General features: G+C 43.1%; 25 protein-coding genes. 11 read left to right on the top strand and 14 right to left on the bottom strand.

Annotated features, from left to right (window positions below; all coding sequences use genetic code 11):
- The 4 genes from ccoN to BM176_RS08165 all read right to left on the bottom strand — a co-directional run bounded on the left by ccoN (nt 1) and on the right by BM176_RS08165 (nt 5641).
- Complete coding sequence (ccoN, locus tag BM176_RS08180; protein ID WP_090101436.1) at nt 1-2112, bottom strand: cytochrome-c oxidase, cbb3-type subunit I; 2112 nt, start codon at nt 2110-2112, stop codon at nt 1-3.
- Between the two features lie 36 nt (nt 2113-2148).
- The gene (gene ccoS, locus BM176_RS08175) at nt 2149-2367 is read right to left on the bottom strand and encodes a cbb3-type cytochrome oxidase assembly protein CcoS (RefSeq protein WP_090101427.1); all 219 of its coding nucleotides are present in this window, start codon (nt 2365-2367) and stop codon (nt 2149-2151) included.
- Between the two features lie 86 nt (nt 2368-2453).
- Nucleotides 2454-4847 carry a heavy metal translocating P-type ATPase gene (locus tag BM176_RS08170; RefSeq protein ID WP_090101425.1) on the bottom strand — a complete coding sequence of 798 codons (2394 nt, stop codon included), beginning with the start codon at nt 4845-4847 and terminating at the stop codon, nt 2454-2456.
- A gap of 83 nt (nt 4848-4930) precedes the next feature.
- Entirely contained in the window at nt 4931-5641 is a 711-nt protein-coding gene (locus BM176_RS08165; RefSeq protein ID WP_090101423.1) for a Crp/Fnr family transcriptional regulator, read from the bottom strand.
- 63 nt (nt 5642-5704) lie between these two features.
- Between BM176_RS08165 and BM176_RS08160 the strand changes: the two genes are divergently transcribed.
- The 7 genes from BM176_RS08160 to BM176_RS08130 all read left to right on the top strand — a co-directional run bounded on the left by BM176_RS08160 (nt 5705) and on the right by BM176_RS08130 (nt 11480).
- Nucleotides 5705-6292, top strand: a complete 588-nt coding sequence (locus BM176_RS08160; protein WP_090101421.1) for a pseudouridine synthase — start codon at nt 5705-5707, stop codon at nt 6290-6292.
- 79 nt (nt 6293-6371) lie between these two features.
- Nucleotides 6372-7247 (top strand): YicC/YloC family endoribonuclease, encoded by an 876-nt coding sequence (locus BM176_RS08155; protein ID WP_090101418.1) that lies wholly within the window; start codon nt 6372-6374, stop codon nt 7245-7247.
- Between the two features lie 48 nt (nt 7248-7295).
- Nucleotides 7296-7805 (top strand): gliding motility lipoprotein GldH, encoded by a 510-nt coding sequence (locus BM176_RS08150; protein WP_090101416.1) that lies wholly within the window; start codon nt 7296-7298, stop codon nt 7803-7805.
- The gene (locus tag BM176_RS08145) at nt 7786-8802 is read left to right on the top strand and encodes a sensor histidine kinase (protein WP_090101414.1); all 1017 of its coding nucleotides are present in this window, start codon (nt 7786-7788) and stop codon (nt 8800-8802) included. The genes BM176_RS08150 and BM176_RS08145 overlap by 20 nt, the downstream gene beginning before the upstream one ends.
- Before the next feature lie 23 nt (nt 8803-8825).
- Nucleotides 8826-9533: a response regulator transcription factor gene (locus BM176_RS08140; protein WP_090101412.1), complete on the top strand. Its 708-nt coding sequence runs from the start codon at nt 8826-8828 to the stop codon at nt 9531-9533.
- A gap of 441 nt (nt 9534-9974) precedes the next feature.
- Nucleotides 9975-10604, top strand: a complete 630-nt coding sequence (locus tag BM176_RS08135; protein ID WP_177230328.1) for a sensor histidine kinase — start codon at nt 9975-9977, stop codon at nt 10602-10604.
- 120 nt (nt 10605-10724) lie between these two features.
- Nucleotides 10725-11480 (top strand): LytR/AlgR family response regulator transcription factor, encoded by a 756-nt coding sequence (locus BM176_RS08130; protein ID WP_090101408.1) that lies wholly within the window; start codon nt 10725-10727, stop codon nt 11478-11480.
- A 13-nt stretch (nt 11481-11493) separates the two neighbouring features.
- Here BM176_RS08130 and BM176_RS08125 read toward each other — a convergent pair whose 3' ends face one another.
- The 3 genes from BM176_RS08125 to BM176_RS08115 form a co-directional block, all read right to left on the bottom strand.
- A complete protein-coding gene (locus BM176_RS08125) occupies nt 11494-12255 on the bottom strand; it encodes an SH3 domain-containing protein (RefSeq protein ID WP_090101406.1) in 762 nt (253 codons plus the stop codon).
- A 14-nt stretch (nt 12256-12269) separates the two neighbouring features.
- Nucleotides 12270-14225 carry a BatD family protein gene (locus tag BM176_RS08120; RefSeq protein WP_090101405.1) on the bottom strand — a complete coding sequence of 652 codons (1956 nt, stop codon included), beginning with the start codon at nt 14223-14225 and terminating at the stop codon, nt 12270-12272.
- A gap of 111 nt (nt 14226-14336) precedes the next feature.
- Nucleotides 14337-15041 (bottom strand): SDR family oxidoreductase, encoded by a 705-nt coding sequence (locus tag BM176_RS08115; RefSeq protein ID WP_090101750.1) that lies wholly within the window; start codon nt 15039-15041, stop codon nt 14337-14339.
- Between the two features lie 63 nt (nt 15042-15104).
- On the opposite strand from BM176_RS08115, the gene BM176_RS08110 reads away from it, so the two are divergent.
- Nucleotides 15105-15806 (top strand): YjjG family noncanonical pyrimidine nucleotidase, encoded by a 702-nt coding sequence (locus tag BM176_RS08110; protein WP_090101403.1) that lies wholly within the window; start codon nt 15105-15107, stop codon nt 15804-15806.
- Between the two features lie 226 nt (nt 15807-16032).
- On the opposite strand, the gene BM176_RS08105 is transcribed toward BM176_RS08110, so the two are convergent.
- The 5 genes from BM176_RS08105 to BM176_RS08085 all read right to left on the bottom strand — a co-directional run bounded on the left by BM176_RS08105 (nt 16033) and on the right by BM176_RS08085 (nt 19122).
- Nucleotides 16033-16236, bottom strand: a complete 204-nt coding sequence (locus BM176_RS08105; protein ID WP_090101401.1) for a hypothetical protein — start codon at nt 16234-16236, stop codon at nt 16033-16035.
- 32 nt (nt 16237-16268) lie between these two features.
- Nucleotides 16269-16922 (bottom strand): phosphatidylserine decarboxylase family protein, encoded by a 654-nt coding sequence (locus BM176_RS08100; protein ID WP_090101399.1) that lies wholly within the window; start codon nt 16920-16922, stop codon nt 16269-16271.
- A gap of 24 nt (nt 16923-16946) precedes the next feature.
- The gene (locus BM176_RS08095; RefSeq protein WP_090101397.1) at nt 16947-17834 is read right to left on the bottom strand and encodes a phosphatidate cytidylyltransferase; all 888 of its coding nucleotides are present in this window, start codon (nt 17832-17834) and stop codon (nt 16947-16949) included.
- 99 nt (nt 17835-17933) lie between these two features.
- A complete protein-coding gene (locus BM176_RS08090; RefSeq protein WP_090101395.1) occupies nt 17934-18155 on the bottom strand; it encodes a putative signal transducing protein in 222 nt (73 codons plus the stop codon).
- Nucleotides 18156-18186: 31 nt separating this feature from the next.
- Nucleotides 18187-19122, bottom strand: a complete 936-nt coding sequence (locus BM176_RS08085) for a CPBP family intramembrane glutamic endopeptidase (protein WP_090101393.1) — start codon at nt 19120-19122, stop codon at nt 18187-18189.
- A gap of 92 nt (nt 19123-19214) precedes the next feature.
- On the opposite strand from BM176_RS08085, the gene dusB reads away from it, so the two are divergent.
- Both dusB and BM176_RS08075 read left to right on the top strand, forming a co-directional pair.
- Complete coding sequence (gene dusB, locus BM176_RS08080; protein WP_090101381.1) at nt 19215-20279, top strand: tRNA dihydrouridine synthase DusB; 1065 nt, start codon at nt 19215-19217, stop codon at nt 20277-20279.
- Between the two features lie 32 nt (nt 20280-20311).
- Nucleotides 20312-20881, top strand: coding sequence for an NUMOD4 domain-containing protein (locus tag BM176_RS08075; RefSeq protein WP_090101379.1), 570 nt, complete (start codon nt 20312-20314; stop codon nt 20879-20881).
- A gap of 89 nt (nt 20882-20970) precedes the next feature.
- On the opposite strand, the gene BM176_RS08070 is transcribed toward BM176_RS08075, so the two are convergent.
- The gene (locus BM176_RS08070; RefSeq protein ID WP_090101748.1) at nt 20971-21528 is read right to left on the bottom strand and encodes a thermonuclease family protein; all 558 of its coding nucleotides are present in this window, start codon (nt 21526-21528) and stop codon (nt 20971-20973) included.
- Between the two features lie 110 nt (nt 21529-21638).
- Here BM176_RS08070 and proC point away from each other — a divergent pair, with 110 nt between their 5' ends.
- A complete protein-coding gene (proC, locus tag BM176_RS08065; RefSeq protein WP_090101377.1) occupies nt 21639-22439 on the top strand; it encodes a pyrroline-5-carboxylate reductase in 801 nt (266 codons plus the stop codon).
- A gap of 6 nt (nt 22440-22445) precedes the next feature.
- Here proC and BM176_RS08060 read toward each other — a convergent pair whose 3' ends face one another.
- On the bottom strand, nt 22446-22946 hold the full coding sequence (locus BM176_RS08060; RefSeq protein ID WP_090101375.1) for a SixA phosphatase family protein: 501 nt from the start codon (nt 22944-22946) through the stop codon (nt 22446-22448).
- Nucleotides 22947-23114: the final 168 nt, after the last annotated feature.

The raw sequence follows: 23114 nt of genomic DNA, 5'->3' as shown, positions 1-23114 counted from the left end.
TTAATGGGTGGCTTTAATATCTTTTCCCAGACGTTGCAAATAAGCAATGAGCGCAACAATTTCCCGATCTGACTGAATAGGCAACTTATCTTTTTGCAGGGAAACTGTTATTTCCTGTGCCTGTTTTTCCATATCAGCATTGGCCTGTTTTTCGTAACCAGGGGTATAAGGCACACCCAGTTTGCGCATCACGTTGATCATGGCTGGCGTTAATGCTTTGTCGATTTTATCGTTAAATAACCACGGATATTGTGGCATGATAGATCCGGGTGACATAGAAGTAGGGTCTATCATGTGATTGTAGTGCCATGAGTTTGGATACTTGCCTCCTAACCTGGCCAGATCTGGTCCGGTGCGTTTAGATCCCCACTGGAATGGATGATCATATATAAACTCGCCCGCTTTGGAATATTCTCCATAACGGGCCACCTCATCACGGAAAGGACGGATCATCTGGGAATGACAGGTATAACAGCCTTCACGGATATAAATATCACGACCATGCAGTTCCAGCGGTGTATATGGTTTTACGCTGGTAATAGTAGGGATGTTACTTCTAATCAGGAACGTTGGTATCAGTTCAAGAATACCCCCGATTCCCACTACTATCAGGCTGAATACCGCCAATTGTATAGGCCGGCGTTCTATCCAGTTATGCCAGTGTGTTTTACCATGAGTAACAATTACTTTTGGTAGGGGGGCTGCTTCAGCAGGTTCATTTGGTACAAATACTCCGCGGCGTACTGTTTTTGTGAGATTCACGATCATCAGGATCACACCGGAAATGTATAATGTACCTCCCAATGCACGTAATGCATACATTGGCACTATGGTATTTACGGTTTCAAGGAACTGAAATTTTAACTGTCCTTCCGGAGTAAACTGTTTCCACATCATACTCTGTGTAAATGCTGCCCAGTAAAGCGGAATCACATAAAAAATAATACCCAGCGTACCTAACCAGAAGTGTGTATTCGCCCATTTTTTAGAGTATAAACTGGTGCTGAAAATACGTGGCAGCATCCAGTAGAGAATACCAAAAGTCAGGAACCCGTTCCATCCCAATGCACCCACATGCACATGTGCAATAGTCCAGTCAGTATAATGGCTGATTGCATTTACATTTTTAAGAGATAACATTGGTCCTTCGAAAGTGGCCATACCATAGCAGGTGAGCGCCACTACGAAAAATTTCAGGATAGCATCTTCCCTTACGCGATCCCATGCACCACGTAGTGTTAATAACCCATTCAGCATACCACCCCAGGAAGGAAAGATCAGCATAATGGAGAATACAGTACCTAAGGATTGTGCCCATTCAGGTAATGCAGTATATAATAAGTGATGCGGCCCTGCCCATATATAAATAAAAATGAGTGCCCAGAAATGAATGATAGACCAGCGGTAAGAATATACGGGTCTGTTCGCCGCTTTGGGAACAAAGTAATACATAAGTCCCAGGTAGGGTGTGGTCAGGAAGAATGCTACCGCATTGTGTCCATACCACCATTGTACCAGCGCATCCTGCACCCCTGCATACCAGGAGTAGCTTTTCATAAAAGACAGCGGCATTTCAAAAGAGTTCACAATATGTAGCATTGCAACGGCTACCCAGGTACCGATGTAAAACCAGATAGCTACATACAGATGCGCTTCACGCCGGCGAAGAATAGTTCCCAGCATATTGGCACCGAATACTACCCATACCAGAGTAATAGCGATGTCGATAGGCCATTCCAGTTCTGCATATTCTTTACCGGTAGTACATCCCATCAGCAGGGTAACAGCGCCGCAGGCGATAATGGCTTGCCATCCCCAGAAATGGATTTTACTTAATACATCACTGAACATGCGTGCTTTGCACAGGCGTTGTAGTGAGTAGTACACTCCCATGAAGATACCATTGCCCACAAAGGCAAAGATTACAGCGTTGGTGTGTACGGGCCTCACCCTACCAAAAGTTGTAGGTGCATAACCAAGATTTATATCCGGCCACACTAATGCAAGTGCAGCCCAGAGTCCTGCCAGCATGCCTATCAGGCCCCAGCCAATACATGCATATGCAAACCATTTTACAGTACGATTGTCGTACGAGAATTTTTCAAGAGGCATATATATTCAATTACTAGTTGATAATGTAGGAGGATGCTAGTTTTTGCAAATAGCAGATTTGCAGTTCTTGTTACTGCACTGCTTTTGTGATTTGCAGATATGTACATTGGGTGTTTGTGGATTGTCAAAAAGCACACGGTGTGCAGGGGAAAAACTATCTTCAAACTGGCCATTTTTTACAGACCATATAAATGCTGCGAGGAAAAACAATGCCACCATAAGGCTGGCTCCCAGTAGAATAATGATCACGCTCATAATGTAATAGTTTTATTGCAGTAACAAAGCTATGACACCGTATGTACCGGGATCATGATGGAACTCAATGCACCTCCTGATTTACATCAGTGCTTGTCTGCCCATTCGCTTAATCCATAGGTGATCAGTATTATGCTGATAGAACTTGCCGGCATGAGGATAGCGGCTGTGAGCGGGGATAATATACCTTGTACTGCAAAGTAAAGTCCGGTAATGTTATAGATCAGTGAAATGATAAAACTGATGATGATGATTCGGTTGTTGGCCTTGCAGATTTTTATAAAGTGTGGTAATTGCGGTAATTTTGCGGCTTCTAATATTCCATCGCTCGCAGGCGTAAAATTGTTACTGTTTTCTGCAATAGAAATCCCAACATCACTTTGTTTTAATGCACCTGCATCGTTTAGTCCATCGCCGATCATAAGCACACTTGATCCCTCTTTTTGCAATCGTAGTATATAGTTCAGTTTGTCATGTGGTTGTTGGGTAAAACGTAGTGTGGCTTTGGGTCCCATCAGCTTGCGGAGGTTTATCTTCTCCGCGCTGTTATCGCCAGACAAAAGAGAGAGTTGATATCTTGTCTGCAGTTGTTTTAATAAAGAAGAAATGCCTTCTCTGAATTGATTCCCAATACTGAAGTAGCCGATAATATTACCATCAATAGCGACAAATACAACACTGTTTTCGGAAGTAATATTTTCGGGTGCACCTACAAATGCGGCACTCCCCAGTTCTATAAAATGTTCCTGTACCCATCCGCGGATTCCCTGTGAAGTAGTAGACTTAAAGCTGGTTACCGGCAGATGATTTATATTTTTGTAATGACCCGCTATTATTTTACTGAGCGGATGTGTGGATTGTGCTGCCAGGGATACGATGGCAACTGTTTGATCAGGAGTAAGAGATTGTCCGGTGTAGGTAACAGTACTGTTCGCTTTACTTGTCAGTGTACCTGTTTTATCAAATACAATATGATCTACACCAGCGAGGCGTTCTATTGCAGCAGCATTGCGCAGATATAATTTATGACGACTTAAGATCCGGAGAATATGTCCATTGGTGAAAGAGGATGCCAGCAAGAGCGCACAGGGACAGGCAATAATCAAGACAGCTGTAACGGCAGGCCATATACGGGCCGGATCGTGTGCCCACCAGTAAGTTGCGCAAATGACAGCAATCCAAAGTACTACCCAGGTAAAATTACGTGACAGCAAATGAATAAATGATTCTTGTTTATCTGTTGGATCTTTCAGTTCCTCACGGTTCCACAGGCTGGTAAGATAACTCTGGGCTACTTCTTTAATAGTGAGTATTTCGATGTTACCCTCAAGTTGTTTCCCTCCTGCATATACAATCTCTCCTGTTGCCTTTATGACAGGAAGGGACTCTCCTGTAACAAAGCTGTAATCTATTAAAGCACTACCTTTTATTAATATTCCATCCGCAGGGATCAGTTCATCATGATGAATCAGTAAGGTATCATTAACTTTTATATCCGGCAATGCAGAAGGTATCTCCTTACCTGCTTTAATAACAGAAACCGCTACTGGAAAATAAGCTGTGTAGTCGCGGTCGAAAGAAAGGCCCTGATATGTTTTTTCCTGCAGGATGCGGCCGGCCAGCATGAAGAAAACGATGCCGGTCATTGAGTCGAAATACCCCGCGCCATTACCGGAAAGAACGTCTGACAGGCTACGCACAAAGGTAACAATGATAGCCAGTACAATAGGTACATCAATATTGAGGAATCCAGCTTTCAGACTGTTCCAGGCAGACTTGAAAAATACCTGTGCACTATAGAAGAATACGGGTAATGACAAGAGCAGATTAAGATAACGAAAGAGGGTGTTTAGTTTTGGATCTGAGTAGCTATGTCCGGAAAAATATTCAGGAAAACTGAGCAGCATAATGTTTCCGAAGCAGCAGCCAGCAACGCCAATGCGATAAATGAGGTCGCGTTGCAGGCGCGGCTTTTTCCGGTTCAGATCTTGTAGGCTGATGTAAGGTTCATATCCGATTCGGGTCAATGCTTCCACCACTTTTCTCATTGATGTCTGGGTGTGCCGGAAAATGATCTGTGCTTCTTTTTTGGTAAAGTTGACCGTTACTTTCTGTACGCCCGGATCAAGCCGATGAAGATTTTCAAGTAACCACAAGCAGGAGCTGCAATGAATATAAGGAATGTAAAATGTAACATGTGTTTGTTCATCATCACGGTACTGCAGCAGTTGCTGCTGAATCTTTTCATCATCGAGAAAGGCGAATTTATCTTTTCTCACAGAGATACGTTGTGCCAGCCCAGGTTTATCATTAAGGGAATAATATTCACAGAGGTCGTTCTCGTTCAATATTTCGTATACCAGTTTACAGCCTTGGCAGCAGAAAGATTTATCGCCAAGAGTAATGTTGGTGTCCGTACATGTTTCTCCGCAGTGATCACATTGTACTTGTGTCCCAGGGATAGCGGATAGCGTAGCCATATTGAAGATTTGGAACAAAGCTAGCCGTATAGCTTACGGATGACAATGATCATCATCAACCTAAAATGTGATGGAGGTCATCCTTAATCCTGGAGATTGGCGGTACGCATTAATTCCTCAGTATTGAGCAGGCGGATTTTTTTACCCTGAAGTTCGATGAGACCGTCCTTTTTAAATTCAGACAGCAGCCTGATGGCCGATTCTGTGGCGGTGCCAACAAGGTTGGCTATTTCTTCGCGGGAGAGGCGAACGTTAAGAGTGAAGCCGTCTGCTTCCACACCATAGGTTTCTTTAATAAAGAGGAGTGTTTCTGCTAGTCGTTCGCGTACAGGCTTCTGGGAGAGGTGAGTGATCTTAAGCTCTGCTTTACGTAGTTCGCTGGCAATGATGCGCATCATTTCAAAGGAAAGACTGGCATCTTTCTGTAACACGCTCATGAAAAGATCTTTGGGAATAAAGCATACAGAAGCATCATCCAGGGCGATTGCAGAAGCGGTATAGCGTTCAGCGCTAAGGAGTGCTTTATAGCCTATGATGTCGCCTGGTTTGGCAAGTCGCACAATCTGCTCGCGACCATCATCTCCACAATGTGACAATTTAATCTTACCGGTATTCACGCAATAGATCCCAAAAGGATATGCTCCTTCCTGGAATACTACCTGCCCTTTTTTATACATTGAGCATACTTTGGCGGCTTCAATTTCTTCCAGATTGCACTTTTCAGCTTTGAAAAGGATTGATCCAAAGCGGGCCTGGCAATTCAGACAAGAAGCATTATGGAAAGCTGTACACATATATTCGACCGCAAAATTACTAATTTACGGGCAATTTACTCTTAAGTAGTGAGTTGTTAGTGTATGCCGTTTAATTATTATGTTATATATAAACCATTCCAGGTACTTACCCGTTTTGGGAAGGAGGATGGGAAGGACAGTCTGGCAGATTATTTTAAAGTCCCCTCGGATGTTTATCCGGTAGGCAGGCTGGATTATGATAGTGAGGGATTGCTTATTCTTTCCAATGATAAATCATTGAATAACAAGTTGCTGGATCCTAAATTTGCGCATGAGCGGGAATATTGGGTACAGGTAGATGGCGCTATTGACGATCCTGCTATCCGGCAATTACGTCAGGGAGTTCAGATTACGGTAGATGGGAAAAAATATCAGACCCGTCGCTGCAACGCAGAAATATTTAATACGGAACCAGTGGTGCCGGAAAGGAATCCTCCCATCCGGTTCCGTAAAAATATTCCGGCTCCCTGGATCAAACTGGTGCTACGGGAAGGCAAAAACCGGCAGGTACGTAAAATGACTGCTGCTGCGGGATTCCCTACGTTGAGACTTATCCGTTATCGTATAGCTGGTGTTACCATAGAAGGAATTCAGCCCGGACAAATGAGGGAAATGAGCCAGCGGGAGATCTACGGCCTATTGTTTGGATAGGCTCACTCTAGGTAGCTTGTAGCTATTCTTTTGCGCTTTGCCCTAATTTAGGTAGGTTTGTTACTCACAAATCTCTATTATGCTGAAATCAATGACCGGCTTCGGAAGGGCGGAAAATACCAGGGGAGAGACCACTATTGTGGCAGAAGTAAAATCGCTTAATGGTAAGCAGTTTGATGTTAATCTGAAAATTTCCCCGTTATTAAAGCCTTACGAGTTCGATATCCGCAACCAGTTACAGCAGGCATTGCTGCGTGGTACGCTGGATGCAACGGTGAATGTAAGGCAAAACGGTGCTACCCGTCCGGTAATGATCAACACAGAACTGGCCAGGTTTTATCACCAGTCTATCAGTACACTTGCTACTGAGCTAAACCTTCCTCAGGAAGAGATGCTGAATGTACTGATGAAACTTCCGGAGGTAGTGACACCCGCCACAGAGCAGATTACAGAGGAAGAGTGGAAAGAGGTGGAGAAAGTGCTGAAGGCCGCCCTGGCAGAACTGGATGCACATCGCCAGGATGAGGGACAGATGATGGCTGCAGATCTGTTGGTACGGATAGATAATATAGAGTCTTATTGTGTAAAGGTGCGGGAACTGGACCCTCTGCGTAAAGATAGAGTTCGTCTGCGACTGGAAAGTTTGCTGGCAGAACATGTGGGGAAAGAGAATGTGGATGGGAACCGTCTGGAGCAGGAACTGATCTTTTATTTAGAAAAACTGGACATCTCTGAAGAACTGATCAGGTTGGAAAATCACTGCCGTTATTTTAAAGAGATCTTACATGAAGTTGATTCTGCAAAAGGAAAGAAATTGGGATTTGTGTTGCAGGAAATAGGAAGAGAGATCAATACTACAGGTTCAAAGGCAAACGATGCCAGCATACAACAATGGGTTGTGCTAATGAAGGATGAGCTGGAAAAGGCAAAAGAACAAGTACTCAACGTACTGTAATCAATTACAGATGATCAGCCGTCATGCATAAAAAGTATTTCGAAGTATATGAATAATTTCTGCCGGATTATTGTGGCCGCGGGTATGTTGTTGGCAACAGCATCTTGCCAACCCATGAAGATGGACACCTATGAAAAGAACCTGGAGATCCCGGGCCATCAATGGTCTTACAGCCACAAGCCTGTTTTTGAGGTGACTCTGCAACCACAGGATACTGCCTATGTATACAATATTTATGTGAATGTAAGGCATAAGGATTCTTACCCTTACAGTAATATATGGCTGGTGGTAAATACACAGTTTCCGGAAGGTCAGCCAATTCCCCAACGCGTTGAATTGCCTCTGGCAGATATGTCTGGTAAATGGCTGGGTAGCGGTTTGGATGATATTTACGAACATCAGATTCCTATTCAACAGCGGGCAATATTGAACAAGCCGGGTACTTACCGGTTTACTTTTGAACAAAACATGCGGCAAAATCCGTTGCCAGATATTATGAATGTAGGCCTGCGGATCGAGAAAGCCGGGTTACGACAAAATGAGAAAGCTATTCCTTAAAATGCACGAAGGAAAGGTAATTTCCTTCATCTATCTTTTCATACTTGCTTACACTATTCTTGCACTGGTATGGTGGGGAGTCCTCCTGTTTATGCAAAGTGAACAGATAACCCGATTTGAGATCCAGAACCTGATGTTACGCACGGATAGCGTAGCCCACCCCGTAGAATATCATCAGGAATTGCAACGTATACAAACTACAGAAGAGCGACGATCTGTCATGTTCTTTGGGGAAGGTGTTATTTTTCTTGCTATCATCCTGCTGGGTGGATTCTTTGTATATCTGGCTATCTATAAACAGATGAAGCTATCACAACAACAGCAGAATTTTATGATGGCAGTAACTCATGAATTGAAATCTCCTATAGCCGCTGCAAAACTAAATCTGGAAACATTACGGAAACATAAGCTGGATGAGGAAAAACAACATCGGTTGCTGGATAATACGATCCGCGAAACCAACCGCCTTGATCAGCTTTGTAATAATATCTTACTGGCATCCCAGATGGAATCCCAGCGATACCAACTATTCCGGGAAGACCTTGATTTTTCCTCTCTGCTGGAAGCCGGTGTAAAGGAAATTCAATCCCGGATACCGACACATACCATACAGGCACATATTTTGCCTGATGTGTGGTTGAATGGAGACAAATTCATGTTGCAGATCATGCTGAGTAACCTGGTAGAGAATGCTGCCAAATATTCACCTAAACATACGGTGATAGATGTACAGTTAATAGAAACAGGGAACCAACTAAAGCTAAAAGTAACGGATGAAGGACCTGGCATACCTGAAGATGAACGGAGACGAATCTTCCTGAAATTTTATCGTATAGGCAATGAAAATACGCGGAAATCAAAGGGATCAGGATTAGGCTTATTCCTTACAGAGAAAATAGTACAGCAACATGGAGGAACCATTATTGTAAAGGATAATGTGCCGGCTGGCGCCTGTTTCGAAATAACATGGCCTATATATTCGGCTCAAACAATGTAAATTAGCTATTGCAATTATAAACTATGAAGGAAGCTACAAAAGCATCCATACTACTGGTAGAGGACGAAGAGAACCTCCAGGAAGCATTGAAGCTGAACCTGGAGCTTGAAGGATATGAAGTTACGGCTGTAGATAATGGCACCGCTGCTTTAAAGGCGGTTAAGAATGAATATTTCGACCTGATTATCCTGGATATCATGCTACCGGAAATGGATGGTATTGCTGTATGTGAAAACATCAGGATCCAGAATAATGAAGTACCCATCTTATTCCTTAGTGCCAAGAATAGCAGTGCTGACCGTGTGCTCGGATTGAAAAAAGGTGGAGATGATTATATGACCAAGCCATTTAACCTGGAAGAATTATTACTCCGGGTAGAAAAGTTGATCGTAAAGAATAAGAAAATCCAGGATAAAGATAGTGTTCCAAGTGTTTACCGCTTTGGTAGTAATGAAATCGATTTTGGGGCACAGGAATGTATAGGAAAAGATGGGAAGCATTATGAACTAAGCAAAAAGGAAGCAATGCTGCTGAAATTGCTGATCGAAAACAAAGGGGAAGTGGTAACCCGTGAGAAGATCCTGCAGGTGGTATGGGGCTATAATGTGTATCCCACCACACGTACCATTGATAACTTTATCCTGAACTTCCGTAAATACTTTGAAGAAGATAGCCGGAACTCCAGATATTTCCATTCAGTCAGAGGAGTTGGGTATAAATTCACCGAATAGACAAAATATAAAGCTCCGCCTGGAGCTTTTCATTTTTAATCCCAAACCTCAAATACCACTTACCATGCGTTTTCCCCCAATTTCAGGAGAAATGCTGCCTTGTAATAATTGTCACTTTAATTTCATACATATTTGACGGATATTTAATACTGGTCTTAACTGATGTTACAATGCTGTACCTAATGAGGTTTTCTTCTTGTTAACCTGGTGATGGTGCGCCTTGTACAGTGCAGATAATTTAAAATTATATCCTTTCAAATAAAAACCGTTAAAGAGTTGAGTCTTTGTAATAACATACTCAATGCAGCAGGTTGGCCGTACTGGCTGTTTTTTTTGTCAAGTGTAATGATCTTGTGGGTTCTTTTTTTTAATAGGGAAAGACGGATAAAACGGATTACAGCAAAAGAAATAATCAGGCAACAATCACTTGTATACCTCGAAATGCATGCATTTCAGGCACAGATGGATCCTCATTTCATTTTTAACAGCCTGAATGCAATCCATCACTATATCCTCACTACAAGCACGGATCTGGCCTCTCTCTACCTTACCCGCTTTGCAAAACTTATGCGGTTCATGATTCGGAACTGTAATAAAGAATGGGTGAATCTTGAAGAAGATGTAGAGGCTCTGGAACTATACCTGCAACTGGAGCAGCTAAGATTTGGAACTCAATTCGACTATCAACTGGAAGTACTGCCCGAAGTATTTCAGCAAGTTACCATGATCCCCCCACTTATTATCCAGCCATACGTACAGGAAGCTATCTGGCACCGCATATTGCTGAGACCTGAAAAGACAGGCGGACATCTGAAGATCATCATCAGCCGGGAAAAAGAGATGCTTTGCATCCAGATAGCTGATAATGGTGTGCATAATGCAGTCCTGGCATCCAAAGAAACATCCTTTTTAAAAGGAATAAGGATAGCCGGAGAAAGACTTGCAGCCATCAATGAAAAATATAACCTGCGGGCTTCTGTAAAAGAAGAAGGTCTTTATAATGACCAGGATGAGCCCGATGGGAGTAAAGTTATTATCACTATGCAACACGTTTCCAGCCGATTAAACTAACCCTGCTTATTTTATTAAAAATCGGATTCAAATTTTTAGCGGAAAAAGTGTACTTTTTCTCCCAACCCACCTATGTAAATATCAAGGGGGAAATTTGGGGACAACGAACTTAGTAGAAACATGCGTACCGTCATAGTGGATGATGAAAAGCTTAGCAGAAGTGTATTAAAGCTTTTGCTGGAAAAGCACTGCCCGGCACTAAACATAGTGGCTGTTTGCTCCGATGGGATTACCGCCCTGGAGGCTATTGAACAACATAAACCGGAACTACTGTTCCTGGACGTGGAAATGCCCGGTTTAAACGGATTTGAAGTATTACAGGCTTGCAAAGAGGCCTCTTTCTCTATTATTATAACCACTTCACATGATCATTATGCATTGGAGGCTATCCGCCATAATGCACTGGACTATCTGATGAAGCCTATTATCAAAGACGATTTGCAGGAGGCCGTGGATAAAGCCCTGTTACGGTTGACTAAAAAGAAGGAACAAGCTACCAGCAAAACAGATAGTCTGATGGAGTTTCTGCATCAACATCTGCATCCTGGCGAACGACTCGCATTACCAAGCCCGGAAGGATTAAGAATGTTACTGGTAAAAGATATCGTGTATTGTGCGGCAGATGGGGAAAATACCCGGATCTATCTGCAAAATGCATCAGGGCCATCTCTTGTAAACCGTACTTTAAAAGAAGTAGAGAGCTCTCTAAAGAATAAAGGATTTTTCAGGGTGCACCATAGCTATGTAGTGAACCTTTTTTATATGGACAGATATATAAAGGGAGATGGTGGAGATATTATTATGAGTGATGGAAGCAACATTCCCGTGTCAAGAAACCGCAAGCAGGAGTTTATGGAACGGATAGAGCGGCTGTAAAGGATCGCATCCCTCACAGCCTTTTTATTTCTGCGCAAGTCAGCCATCCTGTCTTGCCATCTGGTAGCATTATTTTGCAGTATTCCTGTGTAGCGTCTGTTACCTGAACCTTAGTACCTTCATGTAATTCAAAAACATCTTTACTTCCCTGATCTGGTCCGGCTTTTACCTTTACTACATTACCCATTATTATACCCGTATCATGTGTATTGACGCTGACATAAGCGCTGACGGCCAGACTAATAAAACATAAGAACAGGATACCACTGGTAACAGCACCCCATTTTAATAAAGCAGGCTTCAGAGACGGTTTAAGCAGGATGCTTATGACAACGGCTATTAAGAACCAGAAGAAGACAATGCTCCCGATTGCCCATCCATTTGGAGAATAAAAGTGTTGCAGCTGCAGCCACCATCTTTGAAAGAACAGCAGGGGAAGATCATTTACATAACCTTCTACCCTCTGGTTAGCTACCGAACGGTTATGGAGAGCGGCTTTGTTAAAAGGATCAAGGATAAGCGCCTTTTCATAATTATAGATAGCTAATCCTGTACGATTTGCCTTATACCAGGCATTGCCGGCATTGATATATAATTCAGGGTGATTATAGCCTTCGTCAATCAGTTGCTGGAACATTGCAGCGGCCTCGCTGTATTTCTTTTGTCCAAAAATAGCATTAGCCTGATCGTACTTAATCAGTTCTGGATACTCACCAGCTTTTGATGAGTTATATAGCAGAAAGAAAAAGCAGCATGCTGTTAATAGAGATTTCATCCGTATAGTTATTTTTATGCAACACTACTTTTGGCCCGCTCAAGTTCATCTTCCAGTTGGCTGATAACTGTTACAGCCTGCTGATAAGTGCCCTGCATTTTGTCATTGTTATGCATAGGTGTATACAGCGCCATTTCACAATTATCAAGCAGGTCGAAGAGCTCAGTGGTATTCTGCCCATTGATATGTTGTTGTGAAAGACGATCCTGTATCAGCTGTTTGCTCAGATCTGAAAAAGGAATGTGCAGTTTGTTGCTGAGATAGCCCCATACGGCACGGGATGTTTCTTCATAGAAGGCTTTATCCTTTCCTTCTTTCAGATAACGCGCAGCCAGTTCCAGTCGTTTAAGCGCTACTTTATTTGCAAAGCGGTGCTTCAGGAATGCAGCGTTATTTTGCTGGTAATCGTGTTTGCGGCGGTAGAATAGTGCGACTATCAGAGCTACCACTGGTAGTAATAATAAGATATAAAACCAGGGACTTGCAAGCAGGAAACTTTTTTCTTTAATCAGGTCTATTGCTTTGGTAAAGTTAGGCGCAAGGGTATTCCTGTTTTCGCTGAAGTCTTCTTTATCTTTCTTAGCTTGTTTTCCTGGTGTTATATGCACAGTGAATGCAGGCGATCGTGTAGTTTTAAAACTGTTGGACGCTGCATCAAAGTAAGAAAACTCTACCGGAGGTATCGTCTGATCACCGGCTTCCAGCGGCATGAGCGCAAACTCAAACTGGCGGGAGCCCGAAAGGGGATTACTATTCTTCTCAATATTATCAGTAACCTTTGGATCGTACTTTTCAAAGCTTGATGGAATATCTAATTTGGGTGCATTCAGCAGATTCACATTCCCCTGGCCGGATATCACCACTTTCAGCGTAAGCGCATCATCTGTACTCAGAGTTTGTTTGTCGATAGACGCTGTCATGTTGAACTTCCCTACAGCCCCGGTATAACTGGCCGGACGACTATCTACCGGCAGCGGTTTAACTGTTATCTTTACCGGAGAGGTCTGTATTTTATAAGGCACATCTTCATAACTTACTTCAGGACGGTTAAAGAAATCATCAAAGAACGGATCATTGAACGGATCGTTAAAAGCATCACCAAAAGGATCACGTGCTCTCTTATTGTTCTTTACAAGTTTAACCAGCTTTACATGGTTATCCACTTCTACAGGGTCCAGTTCAAGAGAGCCGGACTGCAGTGGGAATAGCAGCGTTTTGCGAATGATGAATACCTTAAATGGTATGCCATTCACTACTTCTTCTGTTGCCTGAGGAGGATTAGGAAGTTCTATATCTTTAGCGGAAAATCCTTTGAATGCAGGCACTTTAGTTACACTGGAATTGGTTGGGAGGCGCGTGTATAATTTGTAGGTAACAGTTAACTGCTCCCCTTCATATAAGCTTGTTTTATCTACATCTACCTTGACGAAGATATTTTTTTTCAGCTTTGCGTTAACATCTTCCCCGTTTTTCAGCACCCCTTCCATTTCATCCTGTCTCTGTGGTCCGCGTGACGGTGGATAAGCCCCCTGGGGTACCTGTTGTTGTTGCTGCTGGCTCAGGTTACGTGCACCTTTCACTACTTCTATCGTTACCGGGTTGGAATGTACTACATTCCCGTTACTGCGGGCAGTAGCACCTGTAAGGGTAAAGTTACCTACTCTTTTAGCCTGCAATACATAAATCAGTGCAATGTACTCAGAACGGTGACCGTTCATAATAGACTGCCCCTGCATCTGGGAAGGCCCCTGCATCACTTCAAAATCACTAAAGGAAGGGGGGGTAAAACTAGATACATTAGGGGCATTTTCCAGCAGAAATTGTATCTGGAAAGGCTCATCCAATGCCACTTTTGTATTACTTACAGTGGTGGTGAACTTAAATTCCTGCGCCTGCAGGCATGATACTATACCCAGAGAAAAAAACAGGGATAGTACACTCATCCTTATACTAACAGTAGTAACCATCATAATGCATAACAAATTTAACCAAAGCAAGCCCTGTTATTGTCGGACTGCCAGTTAAAACTTAGTTAAAAAAATAATAGATATGAAGGTGAAAAGCGTTTACTGGTAAGGGTTTTATTGAATATCTCCCAGCATTGGCCGCATAAGTACTTCTTCAACAACAGCCTGGGCAGACAATGTATAAGCTGCCCAAAGCAGGCTTGCAACGTCTGCCGGTTCCATCATACGGTCCGGCGGACCTTCAAAACCGTCCCAGGACGCTGTTAAGGTGGGGCCGGGACTTAGGGAGGTTACCTTCACATTATGCGTTTTCAGTTCCTCTCGCAGGTTTCTGGAAAATCCCAGCAGGGCAAACTTGGTAATGCTGTAGGCTCCTCCATTGGGATAAGCCTTATAACTGGCTGTAGAGCAAAGATTAAAAATGTGCCCTTTGCGGAGTGCTTTCATGGCAGGCAATAACTGCCTGGTGAGGTGATAGGCACTATATACATTTGCAGCCATCATCTTTTCCAACAATCCGTCTTCCTGTTCATCAAGGCTGCCTGGTACAAAAATGCCGGCATTGTTCACCAGGATGTCTATTACCGGAAAAGCTGATTTTATCTTTTCTGCAAAGGCCAGCACATCTTCTTTTTTCCCCATGTCTGCAGGCATGGATATTACTTTGACTGCTGGATTCTGAGCCTGTATATCTTTCACTGCCTGATTAAGGAATTTAACATTCCTTGCGCAAATGGCGATATTAAATCCTTCCCGGGCAAGCTTTTCAGCAATGGCCTTCCCTATGCCTTTACTGGCTCCCGTGATTACTGCGTTCATAAATTCCTGTTTAAAGAGGGTGGAAAATAGTAAATTTATGCCTGCTTTCAGCAGCATTTTAAGATGAAGTACAAACATATATTTTTTGACCTGGATCATACATTGTGGGATTTTGAAGCTAACTCATCCGAGGTTTTAGAGGAATTGTATTACCACCACGGTTTAGAGAGCAGAGGAGTATCCTCTTTTGATGCCTTTTATAAGAGTTTTTCTGTGCATAATGAGAAACTGTGGGACCGTTTCAGAAAAGGATTTATTAACAGAAATGAATTGCGTGTTAAACGTTTCCGGGTAACGTTGCTCGACTTCAAGATCGGGGATGATAAATTATCTGAAGCAATGGGGGTACAGTTTCTGGAGTTATTACCTACTAAAACAATATTGTTCCCTCATGCTAAAGAAGTGCTTGAATATCTGACTGCTAAAGACTACCCCATCCATCTTATCACTAATGGGTTTGAACAAACCCAGCTGCATAAAATGCGCAGTTCAGGAATAGATCATTTCTTTACGCATGTGATCACATCCGAATCTGTTGGTAGCCTGAAGCCCTATCGGGAGATTTTTGACTTTGCCATTAGCAGGGCCGCAGCAACGACAGACACTAGTATTATGATTGGAGACGCGCTGGATATTGATGTGCTTGGGGCATTTAATGCAGGAATAGACCAGGTATATTTCAATCCGCTTTCACTGGCAACCACAGGAGATCTTAAACCAACTTACACCATTCAGAGTTTACACGAACTCAAGGAGATATTATAGTACAGTCGCAAGCATCAGAGATCCTTTTAACATATTGATAATGTGAGGCATGCTAAAAAGTAATCTATATAAGGCAGGATAAAAATAATCAAGGCTTTCGCGAAATGGGTGCCTTGTCTCCATTTGTTATCCGGGAGGGACACATTTTAGTCAGCTCATGCATTCTTGTAAAAAGGACGGCCCCAGTTACATAGTAGCTGAGGCCGTCCTTTTTACAAGAATATTATTACCTGGCAGCAGGCTTCGCAGGTTGAGCTGGTTTTGCGGGCTTTGCAGCAGTGCGGAGGCTGGCTGTTTTGCTCGGTTGTTTGCAGCAGGCGCTTCCTTTTGCAGTTTTGCTGCAGCAGGATTTCTCCTTGGTTTTCTCCTGGGCAAATACAGCCCCTGTAATGAATAATAGAGTAGCTGCTCCAATAATTAATTTCTTCATAGCTATTTAAATTATACTATTAAGATACGTATTTATAAAGTAGCAATTACAGATTGTCCTGCACGTACCACCTCATCCAGTTGTACATTTACTTTGGTACCTACGGGGAGATAAAGGTCTACTCTTGAACCAAATTTGATAAAGCCCATTTCTTCATTTTGCCTTACTTCCATACCCGCTTTCAGATAGTTTACAATACGGCGGGCAAGAGCTCCGGCAATTTGTCTTACAAGTACATCTGCTTTTTTGTTACCGATCACCACGGTGTGACGTTCATTTTCGGTAGATGATTTAGGATGCCAGGCTACCAGGTATTTACCAGAATGGTACTGTGACAGTTTTACCTGTCCGCTGATAGGGTTCCTGTTCACATGCACGTTTGCAGGGCTCATAAAAATAGATACCTGCAGGCGTTTGTCCTTGAAATACTCAGGTTCATAGGTTTCTTCAATCACCACTACTTTGCCATCGCAGGGAGCTAATACCAGGGACTCGTCCTGTTTCATTTCCCGGTTTGGAATACGGAAAAAGGAAATGATAAAGAGGAAAAGCGCCAGGGAAAAGGCAGCAATAATCCGGCATAAAAGCGGGTTGTTTCCCAGAAAATAGAAAACAGCGCTGTTGATAACTGCCAGAACTACAAAAGTCAGTAAAATAGTGGCCAATCCTTCTCGATGGATCTTCATGTTGTGTTGTTATTTGATACGAAGTTAAATCATTGCGAATAAATGTACATATACCCATGCAAAAGGAGCTGCAAGTAGCAGAGAATCAAAGCGATCCATAAATCCTCCGTGTCCTGGCATAATTTTTCCGGAATCTTTTACGCCCGCCATACGTTTGAGTTTTGATTCGAGTAAATCACCCAGGGTACCGAAAACAGCTGCTATGCCAGCTAATACGAGCCAATGCGGCAGCGCAAGCCACTGGTAACCCCAATAATAGCCATAGATGCCAGCAGTAGCAATAGCCAGAATCATTCCTCCCACGGTACCTTCAATCGTTTTTTTAGGTGAAATGGAGGGGGCGAACGGGGTTTTTCCTATCAGGGACCCAACAATATAGGCCATGGTATCGTTGATCCAGATGAAGAAGAGCAACAACATAGGAATAAGCCAGCCTGGCCCGGTACCGGTTTTCTCAGGAGTAAACCGGATGCTGCTGTAGTTCAGGCAGAGATGGATCAATAATCCCAGGGATAAAGTAATATAAATGAGTCCGAGGGCTGAATAAGCCATGTTTTTCAGCGTGAACTCTTTGCTCAGAAGGATTTCTCCAATCGGCAATACCAGTAGGAAAATGAGAGCTAACCACCAGCCTAGATAACCCAGTGAAAGGTTGGCGGAAGAGATAAAATGCTCACCTGTAAAGGCCATGATCAGTGCACAGCTGGCGATGAGTAATCCATTTTTATGCCAGCCGGAAATGTTTGCATATTCAGGATCTATGTTCCTGATCAGTTTAAAATACTCTTGTAAAGCAAAGAAATTGATCAGGAAGAAAAGCAGGAAAAAGGTAAAGGGACTATATAAGATCCCGCCCAGCATCACTATTACGAAAACCAGGGCAGTGGCTGCACGGGTGAAGAATGTTTTCATCTAAGCGTATAATTTGAATGTGGAAGTCCGCTGTTCTGCCCGGTGGACAGAAAGAAGGTGGCGGCCTCTGATAATTTACGAAAGCTGGAAGAAATAGTTTTACTCCTCATTTTCCGGATTCTCCATCAATAATTTTTTAGCTTCCATTTCCTGAGACAAGTGTACATACAATTCTGCCATTCCTGGCAGTGTTCCCAGATAGGAGGAGTCCAGACGGTTGATCAGTACTGCATTTATACCATATTCCTGTAACATACCTTTCACTATTTCCGCACGAAAAGTTTGGTTAGTAGCAAATATTTTCACCCAGTCTTTTTCCATAAAATCTTTATTGTTGCCTGTAATTTACGATTTACTCTCCTATTGACTCTATATCAGTCTCATATGGCTTTTCTTCTGTTGTATTGGCCGGTGCTGACTTCTTACGCAGGTACCACAACAGTGCTACTGTAATAACCAGACTGAGGGCCGCGCTATACCAGGCAGTGCTTTCGGACTTCATAGGATCTTCATGGATCACTTTCACCTGATAAAGATATACCATCACCACCTGCATTCCGTTATTAAGGAAGTGACCCAGAATGGGTAACCAGAGGTTCCCACTCAGATAATAGAGGGCACCCAGCAGGAAACCAAGAATAATCCGGGGTATAAAGTCCAGCCATTCCATATGGATAGCACTGAAAATGATTGCGGTGATTATAATTGCCACCCAGGGTGCTTTGTGAAGTATTTGTATCAGGATGCGCTGCATCACCCCTCTGAAAAAGAACTCTTCCGCAATAGCGGGTATAATTGCTATGAGTACCAGGTTTACCAGTAAGGTACTGAAGTGGGGCATATTGAGTAATACCCTGGTGAGGGCTTCTGCCTGTTCTTCCATTTGTCTGGAGGTGTCGGACAGATGCCAGGTATGGTTCCAGTCGCTTGCAAAGCCAACCATTGGGAGGGCGGCAAGCATTACCAGGAGTGCAAGTATTGACGGCAAGATCTTAGGGGATTTCTCCAAGTGCAGCCACTCTGAAGGCCTTGGATCTGCCAGATAGGCAAAAACGGCCGGAGGAGCCAGATAAACGACTAAAGTATATAGGAATTGCGTTAATTTCAGATAGCCGAGAACTTTAGGAAGGGAAGGATCCGCCGTTTGAAGTGTTTCTATGGTATAGCCGCTAATGTGAGGGAAAATGGCAATCAGGAAGATTCCGTACAGCAGTGAGAAGCCAATGAATAAGCCAATAAATGTAGCGAATTGTAATGCCGGCGGATACTGCTTCAGGTAGCCTGTCATAGATTATTTTTGCGTAAATTTACAGTGCGAAATCGAGTTGGCAATTGGTTTCAGGATGAATGGGGGTTAATATTTAGCTATCAATTAATAAAATGGTAAAAATTGGGAATATAATATTAGGTGAGTTTCCGCTATTACTTGCTCCAATGGAGGATGTAAGTGACCCACCTTTTCGTGCGGTTTGTAAAGAACAGGGAGCGGACCTGATGTATACTGAATTTATTTCTTCGGAGGGCCTTATACGTGATGCGATCAAGAGCCGGCAGAAACTGGATATCTTTGATTATGAACGTCCTGTGGGCATTCAGATATTTGGTGGGGATGAGGAACCAATGGCAATGGCAGCCCAGATTGTAGAGGCTACTAACCCGGATCTACTGGATATCAACTATGGGTGTCCGGTAAAGAAGGTAGTATGTAAGGGGGCTGGTTCCGGGATACTGAAGGATATCCCTAAAATGGTTAAGTTAACGTCTGCAGTAGTTAAGGCTACCCGCCTGCCGGTAACTGTAAAAACCCGCCTTGGCTGGGACGATGATACCAAGAATATTGAGGAAGTGGCAGAGCGGCTGCAGGATGTAGGCATACAAGCCCTTACTATTCATGGGCGTACACGTACCCAAATGTACAAGGGAAGTGCAGACTGGACCCTTATTGCCAAAGTGAAAAACAATCCCCGTATTCATATCCCCATCTTTGGTAATGGAGATATCTGTACACCAGAACAGGCAGTTGCCGCCCGTCAGAAATATGGCGTGGACGGTATCATGATAGGACGTGCTGCGATAGGATATCCTTGGATCTTCAATGAGATCAAGCATTTTATGAAAACGGGTGAACATTTGCCTCTTCCAACTGTTTTTGAGAGGGTGGAAGTTTGTAAAAAGCATTTGCGACAATCAGTATCCTGGAAAGGGGACATCGTAGGAATACTGGAAATGCGCAGGCACTATACCAATTATCTGAAAGGATTACCTCACATAAAAGAATTCAGACAACAATTAGTAACTTGCAGTACGCTGGCAGCTGTAGAAGACGTTTTAGACAAAGTAGCAGTACATTATAAGGATTATATAATAGAGCGGACATCCCCCATTTCAGAAGATAATTTATTGCCGGCGAATAATGAAGTAGTAGATTGTAACGTTTACGGATAAACCCCAGGTTCAATTATTAAACTTTCTTTCACATGGCCACGATTAAAAACCTGAAAAATGAAGTCTGGAAAGACTTGCAGATTAAGAATAAATCTGCCCTGCGTAAAAAATACGCAGTATCTAACATGGGAAGAGTGATCAGTTATTACGAGGATATTACAGACGGGAAATTGCTGTCCGGCTCTACAGTGGAAGGCTATACTGTACTAAACGTAAAGCCGGCAGACAGTTATCAGTCGCTATACCTGCACAGGGAGGTAGCCAAACTGTTTAACAAAAAGCCCGGCCGTACTTACAAGTATGTGATCCATATAGACTATGACAAAAAGAACAACAAAGTAACTAACCTGCAATGGGCTACCAAGGAAGAAATGGAAGCGCATCAGCAGTTTAGTCCTGCTAAGCTGGCCTATAAGGAAAAGCAACGGAACCGCGTAAAAGGGCTGAAACTGAATATCACTAAAGTAAAGAGTATCAAACGCCTGCTGGCTAAACCCGGTAAGAAAACAATGAAGCAGATTGCTGAGCAGTTTGATATCAGCGAAATGCAGCTCTACCGTATCAAAAGCGGAGAAAACTGGAGCCATGTAACCCTGGATTAAGCCAGTTATTCGGAAAGGGATCAGATGATATTGTATCGCTATGGCCATCCGTCAGCCTTTCGATAGAGGGCCATTTGTAATCCATTACCTTATGCCGTTTTCCCTTTCGATACCTTCTTTTTTCCCGTTTTCCCTTTGTCATTTGATGTTTCTCTGGATTCCTTCCTGTATAACCAGGGAGCGATAGGTTTTGCCTGTGCCCAAAGGCCCAGCTTCTGTCTGCGTGCATTCGCCTCCGATGCTGCCAACGGTGCACTCTTGGAATATTTCACATAATGCCAGGCATTCCCGTCTGCTATCAGCCATCCGTTGATATACGCATTGTTGCTGTTGTAAACATCTCCTACCCAACGCTGGTATCTGTCTTTATTCAGCAATTCTACGGTCACTATCTTACCAAATACCAGGTCGGCCAGTGCCTGCCTGCTTTGCTGATAATAATCCTGTCCTTTTTCTGGTGCATCTATTGCACTCAAACGAATTTTGTATGTTTCTTTTTTTACTAATAATTCAAAGGTGTCCCCATCTATGATACGTACTACTTTACCTTTTACTTTTTCAGGCGCTTTTCCAGTCTGTTGAGCTGTTAAAGACTGCGTAAAAAAACAAAGGATAAAAATAAGTATGTGATAGAAACGAGTGGGCATGTAATTGGATTTAAGCATGCGAAGTAACACATTTTATTTTAATGTGACTAGTCTTCTTGTGTATCTGATCATCTTGTTATACCTTCCATAACATTTAAAGCAATAGTGACATGTCCAACAGGAAAATAGCCATCATTGGCGGGGGCAACCTTGGATCAGCGATAGCGCAGGGATTATTAAAGAGCGATTTCTCAGTACCTGCAGATCTTATCGTTACAAAAAGAAATATCGCTTCATTAAGCGGTTTGCAGGCACTGGGTGTGCAGACGATTTCTGACAATGAAGCGGCTATCCGCGCAGCAGAAATAATTGTGGTGGCGTTAAAGCCCTATAATGTAAAAGAGGTACTGGCAAAAGTGAAGCATGCATTTGACCCTCAGCGGCAGGTGCTGATCAGCGTGATGACCGGGGTATCTATAAACGATCTGGAAGAAATAGCGGGAACCGGCATGCCGGTTGTTCGGGCTATGCCTAATACCGCTATCGCTATCCAGGAATCCATGACCTGTATCTGTTATAAGAATGTTTCTGAATCACAGGCGGCTTATATAAAGGATATGTTTGATCAACTGGGGGTTGCAGTAAATATAGATGAAAAGCTGATGGAAGCCGCGACAGTATTAGGAGCCTGTGGGATTGCCTATGCACTGCGTTTTATCCGCGCAAATATCCAGGGTGGAATTGAGATCGGGTTTGATGCAAAAACTGCCAATCTGATTGCGGCGCAAACCGTAAAGGGGGCTGCAGAACTTCTGATCCGTGAAAAACGTCATCCTGAGGAAGAGATTGATAAGGTAACAACACCCAAGGGTTGTACAATCGCAGGCCTGAACGAAATGGAGCATCAGGGATTCAGCTCCTCACTGATCAAAGGAATCACGGTTTCATATAATAAGATTGCGAAGGACTAAATAGGGTCAGACTGTTTCCTGTTTCGGGTAATCGAAAAAGAGAAATGATTTTCTGGCGCGGTCAAAATCTTTCCAGGAATCAGTATATGCCTGCACGGCAAAAATGCCAGTGGTAGGCACATTATCAATGCGTATTTCCTGGGTAAGATAATTGGCAAAATCCGTAATACCCGGATTATGTGCGAAGATGGCAACAGCATTGAAGTCGTCGTCTATTTTAGTGATTACTTTCAAAAAAGTAGATGCATAACAAAGATAAAGCTCTTCTTCAAACAAGATCGCTTCCTTGGGATACTGCCATTCTTTGGCCATGATCTTGGCTGTGCTGCTGGTCCGTTTGGCCGGACTGGCAATAATAAGTTCTGGTACTACACCGCGCAATAGAAGTCTTGAAGCCATTTCTGGCGCATTCTGTTTGCCTCTTTTATTGAGCGGTCTGTCAAAATCGTCTACGTCCGGGTCATTCCAGCTGGATTTAGCGTGGCGGATGAGTAGTAATGTTTTCATAACACATTACAGTTAGCTGCGTGAATTTAAATGTTTAGTACTGACTAATTTACGGATTTTACCGGGAGTTGGAGCGGACAGGTGCGGTAGAGGGGCAGTGGAAATGGTGATTTAAAGTAAACTTAATATAAAAATATATGGCTCACCTTTGGTGAGCCATATATTTTT

This window comes from Chitinophaga sp. CF118, from assembly GCF_900112615.1.
Classification (GTDB): Bacteria; Bacteroidota; Bacteroidia; order Chitinophagales; family Chitinophagaceae; genus Chitinophaga.
The sequence above is the reverse complement of the archived record's forward strand: the minus strand, read 5'-3'. Positions and strand labels throughout refer to the sequence as shown.

What these genes read in the sequence shown, in the direction of transcription:
- ccoN (WP_090101436.1), bottom strand. Translation starts at nt 2,112, where the DNA reads ATGCCTCTTGAAAAATTCTCGTACGACAATCGTACTGTAAAATGGTTT.
- ccoS (WP_090101427.1), bottom strand. Translation starts at nt 2,367, where the DNA reads ATGAGCGTGATCATTATTCTACTGGGAGCCAGCCTTATGGTGGCATTG.
- BM176_RS08170 (WP_090101425.1), bottom strand. Translation starts at nt 4,847, where the DNA reads ATGGCTACGCTATCCGCTATCCCTGGGACACAAGTACAATGTGATCAC.
- BM176_RS08165 (WP_090101423.1), bottom strand. Translation starts at nt 5,641, where the DNA reads ATGTGTACAGCTTTCCATAATGCTTCTTGTCTGAATTGCCAGGCCCGC.
- BM176_RS08160 (WP_090101421.1), top strand. Translation starts at nt 5,705, where the DNA reads ATGCCGTTTAATTATTATGTTATATATAAACCATTCCAGGTACTTACC.
- BM176_RS08155 (WP_090101418.1), top strand. Translation starts at nt 6,372, where the DNA reads ATGCTGAAATCAATGACCGGCTTCGGAAGGGCGGAAAATACCAGGGGA.
- BM176_RS08150 (WP_090101416.1), top strand. Translation starts at nt 7,296, where the DNA reads ATGAATAATTTCTGCCGGATTATTGTGGCCGCGGGTATGTTGTTGGCA.
- BM176_RS08145 (WP_090101414.1), top strand. Translation starts at nt 7,786, where the DNA reads ATGAGAAAGCTATTCCTTAAAATGCACGAAGGAAAGGTAATTTCCTTC.
- BM176_RS08140 (WP_090101412.1), top strand. Translation starts at nt 8,826, where the DNA reads ATGAAGGAAGCTACAAAAGCATCCATACTACTGGTAGAGGACGAAGAG.
- BM176_RS08135 (WP_177230328.1), top strand. Translation starts at nt 9,975, where the DNA reads ATGCATGCATTTCAGGCACAGATGGATCCTCATTTCATTTTTAACAGC.
- BM176_RS08130 (WP_090101408.1), top strand. Translation starts at nt 10,725, where the DNA reads ATGCGTACCGTCATAGTGGATGATGAAAAGCTTAGCAGAAGTGTATTA.
- BM176_RS08125 (WP_090101406.1), bottom strand. Translation starts at nt 12,255, where the DNA reads ATGAAATCTCTATTAACAGCATGCTGCTTTTTCTTTCTGCTATATAAC.
- BM176_RS08120 (WP_090101405.1), bottom strand. Translation starts at nt 14,225, where the DNA reads ATGATGGTTACTACTGTTAGTATAAGGATGAGTGTACTATCCCTGTTT.
- BM176_RS08115 (WP_090101750.1), bottom strand. Translation starts at nt 15,041, where the DNA reads ATGAACGCAGTAATCACGGGAGCCAGTAAAGGCATAGGGAAGGCCATT.
- BM176_RS08110 (WP_090101403.1), top strand. Translation starts at nt 15,105, where the DNA reads ATGAAGTACAAACATATATTTTTTGACCTGGATCATACATTGTGGGAT.
- BM176_RS08105 (WP_090101401.1), bottom strand. Translation starts at nt 16,236, where the DNA reads ATGAAGAAATTAATTATTGGAGCAGCTACTCTATTATTCATTACAGGG.
- BM176_RS08100 (WP_090101399.1), bottom strand. Translation starts at nt 16,922, where the DNA reads ATGAAGATCCATCGAGAAGGATTGGCCACTATTTTACTGACTTTTGTA.
- BM176_RS08095 (WP_090101397.1), bottom strand. Translation starts at nt 17,834, where the DNA reads ATGAAAACATTCTTCACCCGTGCAGCCACTGCCCTGGTTTTCGTAATA.
- BM176_RS08090 (WP_090101395.1), bottom strand. Translation starts at nt 18,155, where the DNA reads ATGGAAAAAGACTGGGTGAAAATATTTGCTACTAACCAAACTTTTCGT.
- BM176_RS08085 (WP_090101393.1), bottom strand. Translation starts at nt 19,122, where the DNA reads ATGACAGGCTACCTGAAGCAGTATCCGCCGGCATTACAATTCGCTACA.
- dusB (WP_090101381.1), top strand. Translation starts at nt 19,215, where the DNA reads ATGGTAAAAATTGGGAATATAATATTAGGTGAGTTTCCGCTATTACTT.
- BM176_RS08075 (WP_090101379.1), top strand. Translation starts at nt 20,312, where the DNA reads ATGGCCACGATTAAAAACCTGAAAAATGAAGTCTGGAAAGACTTGCAG.
- BM176_RS08070 (WP_090101748.1), bottom strand. Translation starts at nt 21,528, where the DNA reads ATGCCCACTCGTTTCTATCACATACTTATTTTTATCCTTTGTTTTTTT.
- proC (WP_090101377.1), top strand. Translation starts at nt 21,639, where the DNA reads ATGTCCAACAGGAAAATAGCCATCATTGGCGGGGGCAACCTTGGATCA.
- BM176_RS08060 (WP_090101375.1), bottom strand. Translation starts at nt 22,946, where the DNA reads ATGAAAACATTACTACTCATCCGCCACGCTAAATCCAGCTGGAATGAC.